The organism is Spongiibacter sp. UBA1325 (genome assembly GCF_002306875.1).
In the GTDB taxonomy this organism is placed as follows: domain Bacteria; phylum Pseudomonadota; class Gammaproteobacteria; order Pseudomonadales; family Spongiibacteraceae; genus Spongiibacter; species Spongiibacter marinus.
Genome location: NZ_DBTD01000009.1, coordinates 109,006 through 126,649 on the forward strand (window position 1 = coordinate 109,006; position 17,644 = coordinate 126,649).

The following is a 17,644-nucleotide window of genomic DNA, read 5'->3' on the forward strand; positions in this document are numbered from 1 at the left end:
TCACTCCGCCTGCTCTGCAGGGGAGAGTTCCGTGAGGATCTTTTCCTCAAGTACATCAATATCCGGTATCAACAAGCGTTGGCCATGCACTTCAACGTCGGCAAAAATCGCCGGCTGGTCCTCACAGTGGTCCAAGGTTTTAACATCGCCGGCGTGAACACTTAACAAGTGGGGCACCGACGACAGCAAGATCGCGTAGTGCGGCAGGCGCTCGCGGTCGTTGAGTCCGGCCATCACCGCCACTTGCCGGATCGCTGGCTCTGCAGGCAACTCACCATCGCGCAAGCCCTCAAAGCACACCAATGGAATCTCGCGCTGGCGCCAGCGCAGCATCCCCAAGATGAAGGTCGATGACATGGCAGAGCTCAACTGTCGCGCACTGGCAACCTCCACCACACAGCTATTGGGTAGCAGCAGCCCGCCACCGGAGATGGGCATAATCAGGTTCGCCAAGGAGGCATCAGGTAAGGCATGCATCATTCCGCGTCCACCTTCGACATAACTTCCTCAATCGCTTTTAGCAGCTGTATTTCCTGATAGGGTTTACCCAGGAAGCGCGTGACACCCAGGCCTGACGCTCGCTGGCGGTGCTTCTGGCCGGTACGCGAGCTAATCATAATAATGGCAATGTCCTTGAAGCGCGGCGAGCTCTGCAGGCGGCTAGCCACCTCAAAACCGTCCATCCTCGGCATCTCTATATCCAGTAATATGACATCCGGCAGCGCGTCCATTTCCTGCAACTGGTTGACGGCTTCCAGCCCATCGCGCGCCAGTGTGACCTTCATCTGCTGACGCTCAAGTAAGCGCGACGTCACCTTGCGCACAGTCACCGAATCGTCGACGACCATGACATGTTTGACGGGAACGTCGCTGCTGGGCAACTGCCCCTGCATTTCAGAACCACTCAAGCGCCGCGTTGCATCGGCACGGATGCTGGCCAGCATATCCAAAATCACCACCACACTGCCATCACCCAGCACCGTGGCGCCAGACAATCCCGGCACGGCGGCAAACTGCGGCCCCAGTGATTTCACCACCACTTCCCGCGAACCCATCAATGAGTCGACCTGCACCGCGGTGGCCGGCTCGGCATTGCGAATCAGCAGTACAGGTTTCGGCTCCAACTGGCCCTCTAAGTGGGGGGCAGACACACCCATCAACTGCCCCATATAGCGCAGCTTGTATTGCTGACCGGCATACTCAAAATCGGGGCCACCGTCTTCGTAGTAAACCTCCAGCTCATAAGGGCTGACGCGCACGATACCTTCAATGTTGTTCAGTGGTACGGCATAGACCTCACCCCCGACACTGACCATGAGAGCGCGGTTAACCGACACCGTAAACGGTAGGCGAATTTCAAAGCGGCTGCCCTGGCCTTGCGAGGTGCTCACCTCGATGGAACCGCCGAGCTGCTTGATCTCGCTGTGCACCACATCCATACCCACGCCGCGGCCGGAGATCTGCGTAACATTGTCTGCGGTGGAAAAGCCCGCATGGAAAATAAAATCGAGTAACTGACGTTCGCTAAGTTCAGCCCCCGCTGCAACCAAGTGCATGCGCTCAGCCTTGGCCCGAACCGCAGCCAAATCAATACCCGCGCCATCGTCGCTAATCGTAATCACGACATCACCGCCCTGGCGATCAAAGCGCATCGACAGCTCACCCTGAGCAGGCTTACCGCTTTGCTGGCGCTGTTCCGCCGACTCTATGCCGTGGTCAATGGCGTTTCGCAGCATGTGTTCCAGCGCTGGAATAATCCGCTCTAACACCCTGCGGTCCATTTCGCCTTCGGCGTTGTAAACCTTGAAGTCGACGTCTTTATTCAGCTCGCCACACAGCTGACGTACGCCGCGCCGCAAACGCGGAACCATGCGAGAGAAATGCACCATTTGCGAGTGCATCAGGCCTTCTTGAAGCTCGGTATTTACTCGCGACTGCTGCAATAGCAAGGTTTCCATATCGCGACTTTTATCGACGACCGTATTGCGCAAATCGACTAAATCCGACGCCGACTCCAACAGTGCTCGCGACAGCTGTTGCAGCTGTGAGTAGCGGTCGAACTCCAATGGATCGAAGCCCTCAGCCCCCTCACTCTCCATTTGCTCCTGGCGGTGAATAATTTGCGCTTCGGTTTCCATGTCCAGCCGGCGCACCTGCTCCTGCAAGCGCTCAACGGTCATTTCCATTTCTTCCAGTGAGAAATGAACTTCACTCACCTGTTCTTCGATACGACCACGAGCAATCGAGGTTTCACCGGCGAGGTTGATCAAGCGCTCCAACAACTCAGAGGGTACTTTGATCATCTCCTGCGGGCCGCGAGCCTGTATCGCAGACCACTGCGGCGCCGTGCCTTCAGCAGGTTTAGGAGCCACTTCCTCCGACGCCGGCGCGACCTCTAAGGTCACAACCGGTTCTGCGGGGGGAGGGGCGGCTACCTCGGTGTCCAAACCGTCGAGCATTGCCACCAGTTTGTCTTGCGCCTGCTGAACAACCGGCAGCAAGTCCGCCAACGACGCCTCGCCTTTGGCGAGGGATTCGGAGATTTCGGTTTCCATCTGGTGGGCGAAATCACCCATCGCCGTTAGCCCGGTAAGACGCGCACCACCCTTAAAGGTGTGCAAATAACGCTGCACATCGTCTAGGTAGCGGGGATTGTCACGATCTTCATCCCAACTGTGCAGGGCATTGTCCAAGCCCTCCAGTAAGTCCCTTGCCTCTTCCATAAAGATTTCGAGAATATCCGGGTCGATATCCTCAAGATCGGCCGCGGGCAATGGCGCTGCCATCGCGGTACTGTCTTCAGACAACTCAGCCGATGACGCAGCCGATGAAGGAGTAGCGGCAAGACCAGCGGCGGGCGTTTCGACAAGCGCCGAGGCGTCGAAGTCGCGCAGTTGCTCAAGCAGCTCTGCATTCACCTCGGCACTGTTTTCCGCAGCAATTTGATTCAGGTCGTCCATCAGTTGGTCGAGGGCACGCTCGGTCAACTGCAAGAACTCGGCCGGTAATGGGTCGCGACCATGGCTGAGCAATACCTGCAGGGCCTGCGCTATTTCGGCGGTGCTTTCACTGCCAATATCCTCTGCGCGCTGGGCGAACTGCCCCATTATCGGCGCGTACTCCTGCATGACCGAGGCAGTTATCGACTGACCGGCATCGCGAATTTTATCGATCAAGCCCTGAATATGATCGCCAAAGGTGAGTAAGAACTGATTTAGCGCATCAGGGGCTATTTGGCCGGCTTGTCGCTGGGCCTCGGCGGTTTCCGCCTGCGCCATCAAGCTGATTTCGGCCTGCTGAATACGTTCGCGCAACGCCGATGATGCCTCCAAACTGGAAGCCGGGCTATGGCGCAAACGCTGCACTAGCTTGCGCGTTTCCGCCAGCACATCGGCGACCAACTGTATGAACGCTTCATCCACCGCGATGCGCATCGAGCGGGCTTCTTTTACCAGCCCTTCCAGCGGCGTAATGATACTGGCCACCGCCCATATTTCGGCCATTTTCGACGAGCCCTTCAAGGTATGTAGGGCGCGCTGCAACTCATCGCTGAGATGAACGGGATAGCTGTAAACACCTTGAAGAAACTGCTCAACCTGGCGCAGGTGAACTTCCGCCTCGCCGATAAACACGGCGGTTAGTTCGGCTTGTTCTCCGTCGCTGGCCGCAGGCGCCGGCGCACTGAGCTCCGGACTTTGCTCCTTTGCCAACAACTCTGCATCGGCAAGTAAATCGCGCAACTGCGACGGCGGTAAGGCCCTTTTATGAGACAGCTCTTCGATCAGCTCGGGGAGTATTTGAGCCGCTCGCTCAACCACACCAAGGCGCAGCGGATCCATCGTGAAGTAACCGTCGACAACCTTGTTGAGCATGTTCTCAATCGCCCAAGCAAAGTCGCCACACTGCTCCGCCCCCGCCATTCGCCCACTGCCTTTCAGGGTGTGGAAGGCTCGGCGCACGTCCGCTAACAGTGACGGCGATGACAGGCCATCGCGCCAGCGAGGTAACTTCTCGCCCAGGCTTGCCTGAACATCTCCAGCTTCCTCGATGAAGATATCGAGCACATCGGGATCCAGAGCCAGCTCTTCTGAGGTGGCGACGGGATCGACAAACTCTTCGCTCTCGTCCTCAGCTAAGGATGCCTCGTCAGCCGCCTTAACCGGCATGGCAACGATATTATCTGGCGCGCTTTGGTCGACGGGATAGCCCAGCCTTGCCACACACTCCGCAGCGACCCGAATCAGCCCTTGGTCTTCTACCCTCGGCCCGTCGGCACTGCGCTCCAGGTAATAATCAACGGAGGTCATTGCATCGGCCAACGCGTCGAGCATTGGCCACTCTGGCACCTGTTCGGCGTTCACTAATTGCTCGCGAATGTAATCCGCTGCCCGCCCCATCACCGCAGCGGCATCGGCGTGTTCGCTGGCCTGCAGCGCGAGCGCCAAATCACTGATACGCTGTGGCAAGCCCTGCAAATAGTGATGCTGGCACTGTTCTGCCACATAGTTGACGAGGGCTTCCTGAATGTCTGCCAATTCGGCGCGCGCCGCACCAATCGTCGACTGCTGCTCACCACTCGCCGGCAGTTGGGGTGCAACAGGCTCTGGCTCAACATCGAGCTGCTCGGCCACTCTCGCAAGCACGCGGCTCAAGCTAAGCTGTGCACTCTCAACCCCGGATTCAATACCGGCAGCCGCGCTGCGCAGCGCATACAGGGGCTGGATTAAGCCCAATATCGCCATGGCGTCGGCAAAGACCTCGACCCGTTCATTTAAGCGGCTGGCTTCAACGCCGCTATCCAGCTCTGCCGATAAATCCCGCAATGCCACAACCAAGCGCGGCTGGGCGGTGGCAATAAACTGCTGCTGGCCCTCAAAAGAGGTGAGACCGGTAGGGAAACCCTGAGTCTTGCGAAGCCGGCTCAGCGCCTCGCTCTCGTTGGCACTGCACAGTGCGTAGAACACAATATCGTCGAGCAAGGCATGTCGCGACGCATCGGAGGGTGCGCCGTTGGCAAGGGTGCGAATTTCATGCCCCAAGCGGTGCAGGAAGTCGATGCGCACCGCACCCGCGGGGAGACGGTCAGCCTGAATCGCTTCAATAAGTACACTCGCAGACTGCCACAGCAAATAGCTGGCCTGCTCACTCTGTAAGCGCGCCACGCGGCTACAGACTTTATGCAGATAGGCGAGATTTTTGTCATCGTCGCCACCGTCGAGGTAGGCCTTAAGGGCAATTTGGTACATTTTGTGAAGCTTGGCCATTAACTCAGCCAAGTCATCGCGCTGCAGCGAGGGTTCCACCGCGAGCTGTGTTTGCGAGGCCTCAAACAGCAGCCCCGAGGAAAGCAGGCGACCACCGCGCGCCGCGCGCAATTCGTTGAAAACGAGAATAAGATCGACCGGCAGTTCGCTGCGCGCATTGCGCAAAGAGTCGAAATATCGAGGTAACGCCTCACAGGCAACGGCAACCGCTTCCAGCAGGTCTCCGCGCTGCGCCACCGGTACGTCGCGCTCTATCACTCCGGTTACGGCAGCTTCCATTTCTGCCAGCAACAGCGCGGCACCGCTGAACTCGATCATTTGTAGCGAGCCCTGCACTTGGTGCAGCTGACCGCTGAGTGGCTCAAGCGTTGCCGGCTCACTGCTGTGTAACGCAGAATCGCGAATCATCGCAGCACATTGCAGCAGTGTGGCTTTAAGCTCTTCGCTCAGCCACTCCAGCGCAATAAAATCTCGGCGGTCACTCATATCCGTCAGCCTTTGTTCCTATTTTTCACCGACAGCCCCTGTCGGCCAGCGCTCAGGGCTTATGCTATTGGTTCGGCAAGGTGAAACCGGCCACCGAGCTGCGCAGGTCGTCGGTCATGGTGGCCAACTCCCCAATCGAATTCGCTGTTTCGGTACTACCCGCTGAGGTTTGCGAAGTAATTTCTTGAATGATCTTCATCGTTGACGAGATTTGCCCCGCCGACTTCGCCTGATCGGCCGCTGCGTTTGAGATCGTTTCGATCAATTCCGCCAATTCCTGAGATACCGTTTCGATCTCTGTTAGTGCGGCACCCGCGTCCTGAGCAAGGCGTGCCCCCCGGACCACTTCCGAGGTGGTTTGCTCCATGGAAATAACCGCTTCATTGGTGTCGGACTGAATCGTTTTTACCAGGGCCTCAATCTGCTTTGTCGCACCCGACGAGCGCTCAGCAAGACGCTGAACTTCATCCGCGACCACCGCAAAACCACGACCCGCATCACCGGCCATCGAGGCTTGAATAGCAGCATTCAGTGCCAGGATATTGGTCTGATCGGCAATATCGTTGATCAGCGAGACGATGTCACCGATCTCCTGCGTCGACTCACCCAGTCGCTTGATACGCTTGGATGTCTCTTGAATCTGCTCACGGATATTGTCCATGCCTTTTATCGTGTTCTGTACGACTTCAGCACCTGTATTAGCGATCGCTACCGAGCGCTGGGCAACCGCAGCAGATTCACGGGCATTGCTGGATACTTTGTCGATCGTTACCGCCATTTCGGTGATGGCCGCCGAGGCACCGGCAATTTCGCGGGCCTGACTCTCTGAGGCCTCGGCCAAGTTCAGCGCGGTGGCCTGTGACCCCTGGGCCGCGAGCGACACCTCCTGCGCGGTTTCGTTAATCTGCGAAACCAAGACCCGCAACTGGTCGATGGTGTAGTTAATCGAGTCGGCAATCGCCCCGGTGAAGTCCTCGGTCACCGTTGCCGACGTTGTCAAATCACCGTCGGCCAAGTCAGCCAATTCATCAAGCAGGCGCAAGATTGCCGTTTGGTTTCGCTCGTTGGTTTCCGCCGTTGCCCGCAAGCGCTGCTGCGCAGTGCGGATGGAGTTCATACCCAATAGGCCAAGTGCAATAACAACGACGCCCACAAAGCCAATCGCGGTAACCACCGACAGTGGGCGCTCTTCATCAAGCCGGCTAATGCGACTGGAAAGGTTACTGGTGACCTGCATAATCTCCGGAACATTTACGACAATCACGCCTGCCGCTTCTGCCGACTTCAGTAGCTCCGGAGACACTTGGAAAATTTCGTCCACCGAACCACTAATCATCTGAAAGTCCTGCCCGACCCGCATCAGCAGGTTGCGCGCATTTTTGTCGGCAACCGGGGCCACGCCGATCGCCTTATTGCCCGCCAGCATGCCGCGCAGTACCGTACCAAATTCATTGGCGTCGACCGTAAACTGCTCGGCTGCCGCGGTGGCCGCATCGGTGCCTTCCAACATGCGGTCTACGTTGCGCGCAATCCGCTCCAGTAGCAGGGACTGGCGCTGAGCAATGGCCACTTGGTTCGCCGAGGCATCGCTTTTGAGCATAATGCCTACAACTTTGTTGTAGGCATCTTGAAGTTGGGGGATGAGTTGGTTGAGGTTTGCAGCGACCTCGTAGAGAAAAACGATGCGCTCGCGGTTGCTAACAATGGTTTCTGCAGCACTGTCTACCTGTGCCCACAAGCGATTGAGCTGAGCAATGTCGCCGCCGAGCATGTCCGCCGGCGAGGGCAGGTCTTTGCTCCCCTCCACCAGTTCGCGACGCACCGCACCAAAATTCCGCTGCGCCCTGGCAAGCGTATCAAAGGAGGCGGTGTCACCCAGCGCGGCCTCGCGCGACGCATTGGCCAGCTGCTGCGCATAGAGACGCATTTCACCCGTCAACTCCAAGTAGCGCTGATCGTAGCCGGCATCGCGCAGTATCACATAGGTGTTAAAGCCTGCCCCGATAAACCCAACCAGCATCAATGCGACAATAACACTGGCCGCACGCCCCGTTTTTAGCTTAGCGGCATCGCCTTTTCTTGCTGCTTTCATTTGCCCCGACTCCAGGATATTTCCATGTTTTTCTTGTCGTTGTCGCGCCTATACGGCGACGTCGTAGAAGTCTCTGACTTCCATCAGTTTTAGTGGTCTGAATAGCGCCCATTCCCGGCTGCCCTGCCGATAAACACCGTCGCTGAAGCGCTGCATTGGCGGCAAAATACTGCCGAGCTCTTCACTGAATGCATCCGCGTGAAAATGCTGCATACCGAAAACGTCATCCACGACCAGGCCGGTATAGATCTCGCCGCGCTCAAGCACCAATACGCGGCGCTGACCACTGGCCGTTGCGGATGTGTCATCAAGGAATTGTGCGAGATCCAGCAGCGGCAACAGACGTCCCCGCACATTGGCAACGCCTTTGATCCAGCTTTTCACACCCGGAAGCCGAGTTGCCGGAGGCTCGCTGAGGACTTCAACAATTTCGCCCATAGGCACCACACAGTACTGGGAACCAATAGCGAAACCGATACCGCTCCACAGGGATTCTTGGCTGTCGGTTTGTTCGACAACGTCGCCGTCGGCACGGCGACTGCGACGGGCCAGCTCACTTAGATAACGAAAGGCGCTCTGCGCTTCGGTCATGGTGACGGGCTACCTTAATTCAGAACTGACTCAATCGTTTTGATCAACAGCTTGCCGTCTACCGGCTTAGTCAGGTAGCCCTTCGCCCCCTGACGCTGCCCCCAGAGGCGATCCGTTTCTTGATCTTTCGTGGTAACAATAATCACCGGTACGCCGCTGGTATCAGGGTCCCGGCTGAGCTGACGTGTTGCCTGAAAGCCATTGAGGCCCGGCATCACTATATCCATCAGTACAACGTCGGGGTTTTCCGCTCGCACCAGCTCAATGCCCCGCTCGCCACTCTCTGCAGTAATCACGTCGTAGCCGTTTTTACTGAGAATTTGGCGAATCTTCACAATTTCTGTGGGCGAATCATCAACGATCAATACACGTGGCATTACATCCCTCTCGCAGTAGCACCCCTGTTTTGTAGATTCAGGGGTTTATAGCAGGCCTTTCTGTGCGGCCCTTTTATGTGGTTTATATTTATTATCAGTTTGATACGTGTGCCTGAATGGCATCGAGTAATTCATTCTTACTGAAGGGCTTGGTCAGATACTGATCCGACCCAACGATACGGCCTTTCGCTTTGTCGAACAAGCCGTCCTTACTTGAGAGCATGATCACCGGCGTCGACTTAAACTCGCTGTTGTTCTTGATCAAGGCACAGGTTTGGTAACCATCGAGCCGAGGCATCATGATATCGACAAAAATAATATCGGGCTTGGTATCGGCGATTTTTGCCAGCGCATCAAAGCCATCTATTGCCGTCACCACGGTGCAGCCCGCCTTGGCGAGCAAAGTCTCCGTCGTTCTGCGAATGGTTTTACTGTCATCGATGATCATGACCTTCAGGTCAGAAAAATTGGCTTCCATAAACTCACAACCTTATTCTGTGCCAATCCGATAGCGTCGCGACGGTGCGTCGCAACCTATTTTCAGAGCGAAATTTTTACCACGGAATGCTCGCACCCGCCATCATCTTATTATGTAAAAGCGCCCACTGGCAGGCGGCTTTACCGCAACACCAATTGCCGTAAGCACGGGGAATACGGTATTTTAGTTGAGCGATGAGAGCATGCTCCACAAAAGAGCATAGCGCGTTTACCCGTAGATAGCGCCTCCCTCATGAAGGCCCCTACCCAAATACCTCGCCATCATCGCAAGGCCTTCGGGTCGCGTCCCCATATTCATTAAGGGTTTGGGAGCTGTCTCACATATTTGCCACAGGTGATTAAATGACGATTCGCTTAGGCGTGGTCATGGACCCGATCGAACAGGTCAACTACAAAAAAGACTCCACTCTCGCCATGCTCTGGGCCGCCGACGAGCGCGGCTGGCATATCGATTACATGACGCTGAGCGACCTGTATATCACCACAGGGGCTGCGCGCGCGCAGGTGCGCAAGATCACCCCATTCAAAAACCCCGACAACTTTTATCAGCTCGACGACGCCCAAGACATCGACCTTGGAGAACTTGACGTCATTTTGATGCGCAAGGACCCCCCATTCGATAACGAGTTTCTCTACGCCACTCACATACTGGAACTGGCCGAACGCCAGGGCGCCATGGTGGTGAACCGCCCCCAATCACTGCGTGATTGCAACGAAAAGCTGTTCGCACTGCAATTCCCCCAGTGCACACCGACCCAGCTGGTCAGCCGTGACCCCGCCCGCTTGCGCGCCTTCCACCGCGAACACGGCGACGTCGTCATGAAGCCACTCGACGGTATGGGCGGCAGCTCTATCTTTCGCCTGCGCCCCGACGATGCCAACGTTTCAGTGATCATTGAAACCCTCACGAACCACGGCCGCACCATGACCATGGCACAGCGCTACCTCCCCGAAATTAAAGAGGGAGATAAGCGCATCTTGCTGGTCGACGGCGAGGTGGTCGATTACTGCCTGGCGCGGATTCCCGCCGCCGGAGAGAGCCGCGGTAATTTGGCAGCAGGTGGCAGTGGGCGGGCACAGCCGCTCAGCGAACGCGACCGCTGGATAGCCGCCCAGGTCGCTCCGGTAGCACGCGAAAAGGGACTTCTGTTTGTTGGCCTGGACGTTATTGGCGACTCGCTGACGGAAATCAATGTCACCAGCCCTACCTGTATCCGCGAAATCGATGCGCAGTTTGGCACCGACATTGCCGGCCAGCTCATGGATGCAATTTCGAATAAACTGGCAGCCAAACGGGCCCGGTAATCCATGGCCGTCGCCTTCCCTATTCACGAAGAGCGTTCGGACTCGCCCGAGCGCCTCGGCTTTATTTTCTGTTTCGCAGCGGCGCTGCACGCAGCACTTATTTTGGGCATCAGCTTTTCTGCGCTGAGCAGTGATCCAAAACTCCCCAGCCTCGAGGTCACGCTCGCGCAATATCAAAGCGAAAATGCGCCGGAAAAGGCCGACTATATTGCCCAGCACGACCAATTAGGCAGCGGCAGCCTGAAGGACAAAGCAGAGCTTAGCAGCCGGATAGATAGCGCCTTTCACGATAATAGCGCGCCACCTGAACACGTTTTCAAACAAGCGAAGGCCCAGCAGGCCAGTGAAAATCGCGCCATTCTCCACAGTCGCAACGCCAGTGCGCAGCACATCACTACGGACCAAAACACCGATAAGCGCCAGCCGCAGCCTCTCAATGGCGATGACGATATGACCGAGCTGAGCGAGAACATCGCGGCGCTCGAAGCCCAACTTGACCACCTAAACCAGGCCTATGCCAGCATGCCCAGGCCGAAATTTATCACCTCCGTCGCAACCCGCGGCTCACCCGACGCCTTGTATCTGGACCGCTGGGAGTCACATGTTGAGCATATTGGAAACCTGCACTACCCGGAAAGCGCCCGAAAACAAGGCCTGACTGGCGAGCTACGCATGCTGCTTATGCTTTTCCCTGACGGCCGTATCGATGAGGTGAGAATTATGCGTAGCTCTGGCCACCCGGAGCTCGACAAGGCGGCGAACCGAATCGTCAGACTTGCGGCCCCCTACGAAGCCATTCCCAAAGATGTGCTCGATGGCAAAAATCGCCTGGGCATCGTTCGCACCTGGCGCTTCGAGCGCAACAGTCTGCGCGCGAACAGCCGCTAGCGCTTGAGATTGGCAAAAATTACCCCATACTAAAACTTACTGCGCTAACTGCTTGCCTCGGAGCTGTTATGGCTGAGCCCACCTTTTCGTCAATGCAGGATCACTTCCTTGTCGCCCTTCCCAACCTCGGCGAAGGCATTTTTGCCCATAGCCTGGTGTATCTCTGCGAGCACGACGAGAATGGCGCTATGGGCTTAATCGTCAACCGGCCGCTGGATATGGATGTTGAGGAAATTCTGGCCCAGCTCGACTTTGACGAACCCGGGCAACACCGCAAACAGCCCGTCTTTGCCGGCGGTCCCGTTCATACAGACCGCGGTTTTGTTTTGCATCGCCGCGACAAACAGCGCTGGGATGCCAGCCTTGAAATCAGCCCCAAACTGGCGCTTACCACCTCACTGGACATCCTCGACGCTATCGCACGTGGCAGCGGCCCCGCTGACACACTCATTGCCCTTGGCTATGCTGGCTGGGCGCCCGGCCAATTAGAGGAAGAGCTCGCCGACAATGCCTGGCTGTCACTACCCGCTGACGATAAAGTTATTTTCGATACGCCTGCCGATCAACGTGTCGATGCTGCACTGGCGAAACTCGGCATTAATTTCGCCCAGCTCGGCTCCGATAGCGGCCACGCCTGAAGAAGGCCCTTCGCTGCGCTACAATGCCGCCTCCCCAATAGAAAACTACCCTTATGAGTGCAGCACAACGTTATCTCGCCTTTGACTATGGACTCCGCTGGATTGGTTGCGCCGTGGGCCAAAGCCTCACCGGCAGCGCGTCAGCACTGAAGTCGCTGCGCGCCAAAGATGGCATTCCGCAATGGCATGAAATTGAGGCGCTACTGAAAGAATGGCAACCGCAAACCGTGGTCGTCGGGCTACCGTTAAATATGGATGGTAGCGAGTCAGAAATGTGTCAGCGCGCGCGAAAGTTCGGCAACCGCATTCACGGTCGCTTTGGCGTTGCAGTCGACTTTGCTGACGAACGACTGTCCAGCTTCGAAGCCAAAGGGGAGCTGATTGAGCAGGCAGGCAATCAGGCTTTCAAAGACCGCGGCGTCGACGGACTCAGTGCTGCGATCATCTTGGAAAGCTGGATGCGGGAGCAGGGGCAAAATTAGCCCCCTGCAATCTAGCGGCGGCCAATGCCGCCCGGGGTGTCCTTTTCCACCTCTTGCATCGTCAAGTTACCCGCCGCACTGTGCATCTGGTCAACGTCGTTGTCGGCGCCCAGCTTGATCAGCAGCCGCAGATCGTTCGCCGAATCCGCGTGAGCGATGGCATCCTGGTAAGTAATTTCACCCGCCACGTAAAGGTCGTACAAGGCTTGATCAAAGGTTTGCATCCCCTGCTCGGTGGACTGGCGCATCAGGTCTTTCAACGCGGCCACTTCGCCCTTGCGAATCAAATCCGCGGCCAGGGGTGTATTAAGCAGTATTTCCACACAAGCGCGGCGGCTCTGACCATCGCGGGTCGGCAGCAGCTGTTGCGCCACCATCGCCCGCAGGTTCAATGACAAATCCATCCATAGCTGACTGTGACGCTCAGGGGGGAAGAAATGCAAGATTCGGTCGAGTGCCTGGTTGGCGTTGTTGGCGTGCAGGGTGCAGAGACACAAATGCCCGGTTTCAGCAAAGGTGATGGCGTGCTCCATGGTTTCCCGCGAGCGCACCTCACCGATCATGATGACATCCGGTGCCTGGCGCAGCATATTCTTCAGCGCCACTTCAAAGGACTCCGTATCAATGCCCACCTCGCGCTGAGTAACGATACAACCACGGTGCTGATGCACAAATTCGATGGGGTCTTCCACGGTGATAATGTGGCCGCGCGAGTTTTCGTTGCGGTGACCGATCATCGATGCCAGCGACGTTGATTTACCCGTTCCCGTCGCACCGACAAAGATAATTAGCCCGCGCTTGGTCATCGCCAGATCCTTGATCGTATCCGGCAGCCCAAGCTCATCGGTGGTGGGAATGCGCGTTTCAATTCGGCGTAATACCATCCCCACCAGATTACGCTGGTAAAAGGCACTGACACGGAAGCGACCAATGCCCCGCGAACTGATGGCGAAGTTACACTCTCTATCGCGAACAAACTCGCGGCGCTGTTGCTCATTCATCACGCCCAGCACAACTTCCCGAGCCTGCTCGGGGCTCAGGGCATTACTGCTCATGGGAATCAGCTGGCCATTGAGCTTCACCGAAGGTGGCACCCCTGCCGAAATAAATAAGTCTGAAGCGCCTTTTTCCTGCATGATGCGCAGCAGCTTCTCGATTTCCACCCTACTCTCCTCGGCGCTCGCGCCCTCTTATTCTAAAAATTCTCGGGGAAGCGCGCTTTTAATTTAGCCGCATCGCGCGTGACCTGCCGCTTGGACAGCAGCTCTTTCAGGCATTGATCCATCGTCTGCATACCAACATTCGCCCCAGACTGGATGGCTGAATACATTTGCGCGACTTTGTCTTCACGAATCAAATTACGAATGGCGGGCGTGCCAATCATAATCTCATGGGCAGCAACCCTTCCGCCCTCCGGTTTCTTCAGCAGTGTTTGCGAGATAACCGCCTGCAGCGATTCGGAGAGCATGGAGCGCACCATAGACTTCTCTTCCCCTGGGAATACGTCGACAACCCGGTCAATGGTTTTTGCCGCAGAGGTGGTGTGCAGGGTCCCGAATACCAGGTGCCCGGTTTCAGCGGCCGTCAGTGCCAAACGAATGGTTTCCAAATCGCGCAGCTCCCCCACCAGGATGATATCGGGGTCTTCACGCAGCGCCGAGCGCAGTGCCTCGTTAAAGCCGTGTGTGTCGCGGTGCACCTCGCGCTGGTTCACCAGGCATTTCTTCGACTCGTGTACAAATTCTATGGGGTCTTCAATAGTTAGAATATGGTCAAACTTGTTGTCGTTGATATAGTCGATCATCGCCGCGAGTGTCGTCGACTTACCCGAACCCGTGGGGCCCGTCACCAACACCAGCCCGCGCGGCAACATGGATACGTCCTGAAAGACCTTGCCCATACCCAGGTCTTCAAGGGTCAGCACCTTCGACGGAATTGTCCGAAATACCGCGCCAGCGCCGCGGTTGTGGTTAAAGGCATTTACCCTGAAGCGGGCAACACCGGGCACCTCAAAGGAGAAGTCGGTTTCGAGGAATTCTTCGTAGTCACGCCGCTGGCGGTCGTTCATAATCTCGTAAATCAAGCTGTGAACTTCGCGGTGCTCCATGGGCGGCACATTGATGCGCCGCACATCGCCATCGACACGAATCATCGGCGGCAGGCCGGCAGACAAGTGTAAATCCGAGGCATTTTGCTTGGCGCTAAACGCCAGCAACTCTGTAATATCCATGATTCTCCTTAGTTACAGCAATGGGCAGGCTGCCGCTCTCTATTATTATGCGTAGTAGGATAATGCGTTACCGCAGCGCGCCAACACAATGCTTTTATTATGGCAGCACCCTATCAACCACAACGCGACGTGGAGCAAAAAATAGCGATGACTCACTCCCAGGCACTGTCTTCAAATATAGCATCCCTGCGAGCGCACATTGCTCAATGTGCCGCTGATGCGCGGCGCAATCCAGCAGAAATTACCCTGCTAGCGGTAAGCAAAACCCGCAATGCCGACGAAGTTGCCGACGCAGTGGCCAACGGCCTGGATAATATCGGCGAAAACTATCTGCAAGAGGCCAGGGAAAAACAACAAGCACTGAGCCACCTCGATATCTGCTGGCACTTCATTGGCCCGATACAATCCAATAAAACCCGCGAGATCGCCGAACATTTCTCTTGGGTGCACAGTGTTGACCGACTCAAGATCGCCCGTCGACTCAGCGATCAGCGGCCAGCATCACTAGCCCCGCTGAATATTTGCTTGCAGGTCAACATTAGTGAGGAAACCACAAAGTCGGGGGTATTACCCAGCGACGCACTGGATCTCGCCCGAGGCGTCGCTGCACTGCCGGGGCTCAGACTCCGCGGCCTCATGGCCATCCCCGCCGCCAGCATCGACCTTGCCGAGCAGCGGCAAGCGTTTGCGCAACTTCGGCAACTTCGCGATCAAATCGCATCAGCGCTACCCGAGCTCACCCTCGACACGCTGTCGATGGGGATGTCCGGTGATATTGACGCCGCCATTCTCGAGGGCTCTACCCTGCTGCGCGTCGGCACTGCCATCTTTGGCCCGCGAACACCCGCCACGAATTAGGGCGCGCCCACATTCATCACGCAACCGACGTTGTCTGAAATGGCTTAAGGACGTAAGCCGGGCTGAAAGTCAGCGCCAGCAGCGATAATTTAGTGAGTGTGAACAGCCCCTAACTTCAGCCCCCATTTGCAGCCTGATATACTCGCTGGCCTATTCGCCTTGCCAGCGCGGCAAGATAGCACCGGAGGTTCTCGTTGAGCACAGCAACAATCGGATTCATTGGCGGCGGCAATATGGCTGCCAGTATTATCGGCGGACTGCTCGCCAGTGGCATCGACGCTGAGAATATTCGCGCGGGCGACCCCAACGCCGACAGTCTGTCCAAGCTGTCAGCGCTGGGCAATATTCAAACCAGCCAAGACAACCACGCGATCATTCCCGGTTGCGATGTGATCGTTATGGCGGTCAAACCGCAACTTATGAAAACCGTTGCCGGCGAAATCAGCGCACTGGTGCAGCAACATCGCCCGATGGTCATCAGTATTGCAGCAGGCATCACCAGCGACAGCCTAAACCGCTGGCTTGGCGGCGATTTAGCAATCGTGCGCTGCATGCCCAATACCCCCGCGCTACTTCGCTGCGGCGCAACAGGGCTCTATGCCAATGATGCCGTCTCCGAGCAACAGCGCCAGTTGGCAGAAAAAATTATGCGGGCCACGGGCCTGGCGCTCTGGGTAGACAGCGAAGCGGATCTGGACGCCGTTACCGCGGTATCTGGCAGTGGCCCGGCCTACTTCTTCCTGTTGATGGAAGCGATGCAAGCCACCGGTGAAAAGCTGGGACTAAGCAGCGAACTAGCCGCCAAGCTCAGCCAGCAAACGGCCCTTGGTGCCGCCAGAATGGCACTGGAGGGCGATGTGGATGTCGCCGAGCTACGCCGCCGCGTCACCTCACCAAAGGGCACGACTGAGCGCGCGATCACTATTTTTGAAGACGGCGGCTTTCGCCAACTCGTCGACGCCGCACTCAGCGGTGCGGCCTTGCGGGCCGAAGAACTGGGCCGAGAGCTCGAAGGGGAATAAAACCAGCCATGTCAGCATTCAATGATATTTCCTATTTACTGCTTAACACGCTTATCAGCCTGACCCTGCTGGTCTTTATGCTGCGGTTAATTTTGCAGCTGGTGCGGGCCGACTTTTACAACCCGATCTGTCAGGCCATTGTGAAACTCAGCAACCCGCTAGTGCTGCCCCTGCGCCGTTTACTGCCGCCGCTGGGCCGCATCGACAGCGCATCGTTGTTACTCGCCTTTGCGGTGCAGGCAATAGGCATTACGCTGCTGTGCAAAATTTTGTTCGGCGTATTCCCAAACCCTGCGCAAATTCTGCTCTGGTCAGTCATTGGCCTGTGCGCGATGGTTCTTAACCTGTATTTCTTCGCCATCATCGGCAGCATTATCCTTAGCTGGGTGGCTCAGGGTAGCTACAACCCCGGCGCGCAATTGCTCTACCAAATCACCGAGCCGGTCATGGCGCCGTTTCGCAAGTTAATACCACCACTCGGCGGACTCGACCTTTCGCCAATACTGGTGTTTCTGAGTATTAATGTTTTGGAAGTTCTGCTCCGCCATATGGGGGCGTCCGTCGGCCTTCACCCCGCACTGGTAATGGGTTTGTAGCAGCCCAGTGGCAGACTTTTATTCCTGGCAGGACGATACGCTAATATTGCGCTGCCACGTGCAGCCGGGGGCCAGTCGCGAAGAGTTTGCCGGGCATCATGGCGAGCGCCTGAAGGTGCGATTGCGGGCAGCGGCGGTAGACGGCGAAGCCAATCGGGCACTTTGCGCCTTTCTCGCGGCCCAATTCGGGGTAAAAAAAGCCCAGGTCAGCCTGTCGTCAGGCGCGCAAAGTCGACAAAAAACCCTTAGAATTCAAACACCCGGCAAGCTGCCGGAAAATTTGCACATCACCGCCGTTAACAAGGGGTAATTCAGGA

Annotated in this window: 16 protein-coding genes; 8 read left to right on the forward strand and 8 right to left on the reverse strand. The window is 56.8% G+C overall.

The genetic code is table 11. The features are described 5' to 3' along the window. The 6 genes from B3K78_RS09030 to pilG all read right to left on the reverse strand — a co-directional run bounded on the left by B3K78_RS09030 (window position 1) and on the right by pilG (window position 9,288). Window positions 1-480, reverse strand: a complete 480-nt coding sequence (locus tag B3K78_RS09030) for a CheW domain-containing protein (protein ID WP_286695191.1) — start codon at window positions 478-480, stop codon at window positions 1-3. Further along, a complete protein-coding gene (locus B3K78_RS09035; protein ID WP_286695192.1) occupies window positions 477-5,750 on the reverse strand; it encodes a hybrid sensor histidine kinase/response regulator in 5,274 nt (1,757 codons plus the stop codon). Before B3K78_RS09035 ends, B3K78_RS09030 begins: the two co-directional genes overlap by 4 nt. 64 nt (window positions 5,751-5,814) lie before the next feature. After that, window positions 5,815-7,842: a methyl-accepting chemotaxis protein gene (locus B3K78_RS09040; RefSeq protein WP_027873257.1), complete on the reverse strand. Its 2,028-nt coding sequence runs from the start codon at window positions 7,840-7,842 to the stop codon at window positions 5,815-5,817. Between the two features lie 48 nt (window positions 7,843-7,890). Then, complete coding sequence (locus tag B3K78_RS09045) at window positions 7,891-8,433, reverse strand: chemotaxis protein CheW (RefSeq protein ID WP_204994776.1); 543 nt, start codon at window positions 8,431-8,433, stop codon at window positions 7,891-7,893. A 14-nt stretch (window positions 8,434-8,447) separates the two neighbouring features. Further along, window positions 8,448-8,810 carry a response regulator gene (locus B3K78_RS09050; RefSeq protein ID WP_286695193.1) on the reverse strand — a complete coding sequence of 121 codons (363 nt, stop codon included), beginning with the start codon at window positions 8,808-8,810 and terminating at the stop codon, window positions 8,448-8,450. Window positions 8,811-8,904: 94 nt separating this feature from the next. Next, window positions 8,905-9,288: a twitching motility response regulator PilG gene (pilG, locus tag B3K78_RS09055; protein WP_027873260.1), complete on the reverse strand. Its 384-nt coding sequence runs from the start codon at window positions 9,286-9,288 to the stop codon at window positions 8,905-8,907. A 362-nt stretch (window positions 9,289-9,650) separates the two neighbouring features. Between pilG and gshB the strand changes: the two genes are divergently transcribed. The 4 genes from gshB (at window position 9,651) to ruvX (ending at window position 12,621) form a co-directional block, all read left to right on the forward strand. After that, the gene (gshB, locus tag B3K78_RS09060) at window positions 9,651-10,613 is read left to right on the forward strand and encodes a glutathione synthase (protein ID WP_286695194.1); all 963 of its coding nucleotides are present in this window, start codon (window positions 9,651-9,653) and stop codon (window positions 10,611-10,613) included. Window positions 10,614-10,616: 3 nt separating this feature from the next. Then, the gene (locus B3K78_RS09065; protein ID WP_286695195.1) at window positions 10,617-11,501 is read left to right on the forward strand and encodes an energy transducer TonB; all 885 of its coding nucleotides are present in this window, start codon (window positions 10,617-10,619) and stop codon (window positions 11,499-11,501) included. 68 nt (window positions 11,502-11,569) lie between these two features. Further along, on the forward strand, window positions 11,570-12,139 hold the full coding sequence (locus tag B3K78_RS09070) for a YqgE/AlgH family protein (RefSeq protein WP_204994780.1): 570 nt from the start codon (window positions 11,570-11,572) through the stop codon (window positions 12,137-12,139). A 53-nt stretch (window positions 12,140-12,192) separates the two neighbouring features. Next, on the forward strand, window positions 12,193-12,621 hold the full coding sequence (ruvX, locus tag B3K78_RS09075) for a Holliday junction resolvase RuvX (protein ID WP_204994781.1): 429 nt from the start codon (window positions 12,193-12,195) through the stop codon (window positions 12,619-12,621). Between the two features lie 11 nt (window positions 12,622-12,632). Here the strand turns inward: ruvX and B3K78_RS09080 are convergent, their stop codons facing one another. Both B3K78_RS09080 and B3K78_RS09085 read right to left on the reverse strand, forming a co-directional pair. Then, complete coding sequence (locus B3K78_RS09080; RefSeq protein WP_239547484.1) at window positions 12,633-13,757, reverse strand: PilT/PilU family type 4a pilus ATPase; 1,125 nt, start codon at window positions 13,755-13,757, stop codon at window positions 12,633-12,635. A gap of 59 nt (window positions 13,758-13,816) precedes the next feature. Beyond that, window positions 13,817-14,851, reverse strand: a complete 1,035-nt coding sequence (locus B3K78_RS09085) for a type IV pilus twitching motility protein PilT (RefSeq protein ID WP_027873266.1) — start codon at window positions 14,849-14,851, stop codon at window positions 13,817-13,819. A gap of 99 nt (window positions 14,852-14,950) precedes the next feature. Here B3K78_RS09085 and B3K78_RS09090 point away from each other — a divergent pair, with 99 nt between their 5' ends. The 4 genes from B3K78_RS09090 to B3K78_RS09105 all read left to right on the forward strand — a co-directional run bounded on the left by B3K78_RS09090 (window position 14,951) and on the right by B3K78_RS09105 (window position 17,637). After that, on the forward strand, window positions 14,951-15,709 hold the full coding sequence (locus tag B3K78_RS09090) for a YggS family pyridoxal phosphate-dependent enzyme (RefSeq protein ID WP_286695196.1): 759 nt from the start codon (window positions 14,951-14,953) through the stop codon (window positions 15,707-15,709). 194 nt (window positions 15,710-15,903) lie between these two features. Further along, window positions 15,904-16,731: a pyrroline-5-carboxylate reductase gene (proC, locus tag B3K78_RS09095; RefSeq protein WP_286695197.1), complete on the forward strand. Its 828-nt coding sequence runs from the start codon at window positions 15,904-15,906 to the stop codon at window positions 16,729-16,731. Window positions 16,732-16,739: 8 nt separating this feature from the next. After that, a complete protein-coding gene (locus B3K78_RS09100) occupies window positions 16,740-17,327 on the forward strand; it encodes a YggT family protein (RefSeq protein ID WP_286695198.1) in 588 nt (195 codons plus the stop codon). 7 nt (window positions 17,328-17,334) lie between these two features. Beyond that, complete coding sequence (locus tag B3K78_RS09105; protein WP_286695199.1) at window positions 17,335-17,637, forward strand: DUF167 domain-containing protein; 303 nt, start codon at window positions 17,335-17,337, stop codon at window positions 17,635-17,637. The last annotated feature ends 7 nt before the right edge of the window (window positions 17,638-17,644 follow it).

What these genes read in the sequence shown, in the direction of transcription:
- B3K78_RS09030 (WP_286695191.1), bottom strand. Translation starts at nt 480, where the DNA reads ATGATGCATGCCTTACCTGATGCCTCCTTGGCGAACCTGATTATGCCC.
- B3K78_RS09035 (WP_286695192.1), bottom strand. Translation starts at nt 5,750, where the DNA reads ATGAGTGACCGCCGAGATTTTATTGCGCTGGAGTGGCTGAGCGAAGAG.
- B3K78_RS09040 (WP_027873257.1), bottom strand. Translation starts at nt 7,842, where the DNA reads ATGAAAGCAGCAAGAAAAGGCGATGCCGCTAAGCTAAAAACGGGGCGT.
- B3K78_RS09045 (WP_204994776.1), bottom strand. Translation starts at nt 8,433, where the DNA reads ATGACCGAAGCGCAGAGCGCCTTTCGTTATCTAAGTGAGCTGGCCCGT.
- B3K78_RS09050 (WP_286695193.1), bottom strand. Translation starts at nt 8,810, where the DNA reads ATGCCACGTGTATTGATCGTTGATGATTCGCCCACAGAAATTGTGAAG.
- pilG (WP_027873260.1), bottom strand. Translation starts at nt 9,288, where the DNA reads ATGGAAGCCAATTTTTCTGACCTGAAGGTCATGATCATCGATGACAGT.
- gshB (WP_286695194.1), top strand. Translation starts at nt 9,651, where the DNA reads ATGACGATTCGCTTAGGCGTGGTCATGGACCCGATCGAACAGGTCAAC.
- B3K78_RS09065 (WP_286695195.1), top strand. Translation starts at nt 10,617, where the DNA reads ATGGCCGTCGCCTTCCCTATTCACGAAGAGCGTTCGGACTCGCCCGAG.
- B3K78_RS09070 (WP_204994780.1), top strand. Translation starts at nt 11,570, where the DNA reads ATGGCTGAGCCCACCTTTTCGTCAATGCAGGATCACTTCCTTGTCGCC.
- ruvX (WP_204994781.1), top strand. Translation starts at nt 12,193, where the DNA reads ATGAGTGCAGCACAACGTTATCTCGCCTTTGACTATGGACTCCGCTGG.
- B3K78_RS09080 (WP_239547484.1), bottom strand. Translation starts at nt 13,757, where the DNA reads ATGCAGGAAAAAGGCGCTTCAGACTTATTTATTTCGGCAGGGGTGCCA.
- B3K78_RS09085 (WP_027873266.1), bottom strand. Translation starts at nt 14,851, where the DNA reads ATGGATATTACAGAGTTGCTGGCGTTTAGCGCCAAGCAAAATGCCTCG.
- B3K78_RS09090 (WP_286695196.1), top strand. Translation starts at nt 14,951, where the DNA reads ATGGCAGCACCCTATCAACCACAACGCGACGTGGAGCAAAAAATAGCG.
- B3K78_RS09100 (WP_286695198.1), top strand. Translation starts at nt 16,740, where the DNA reads ATGTCAGCATTCAATGATATTTCCTATTTACTGCTTAACACGCTTATC.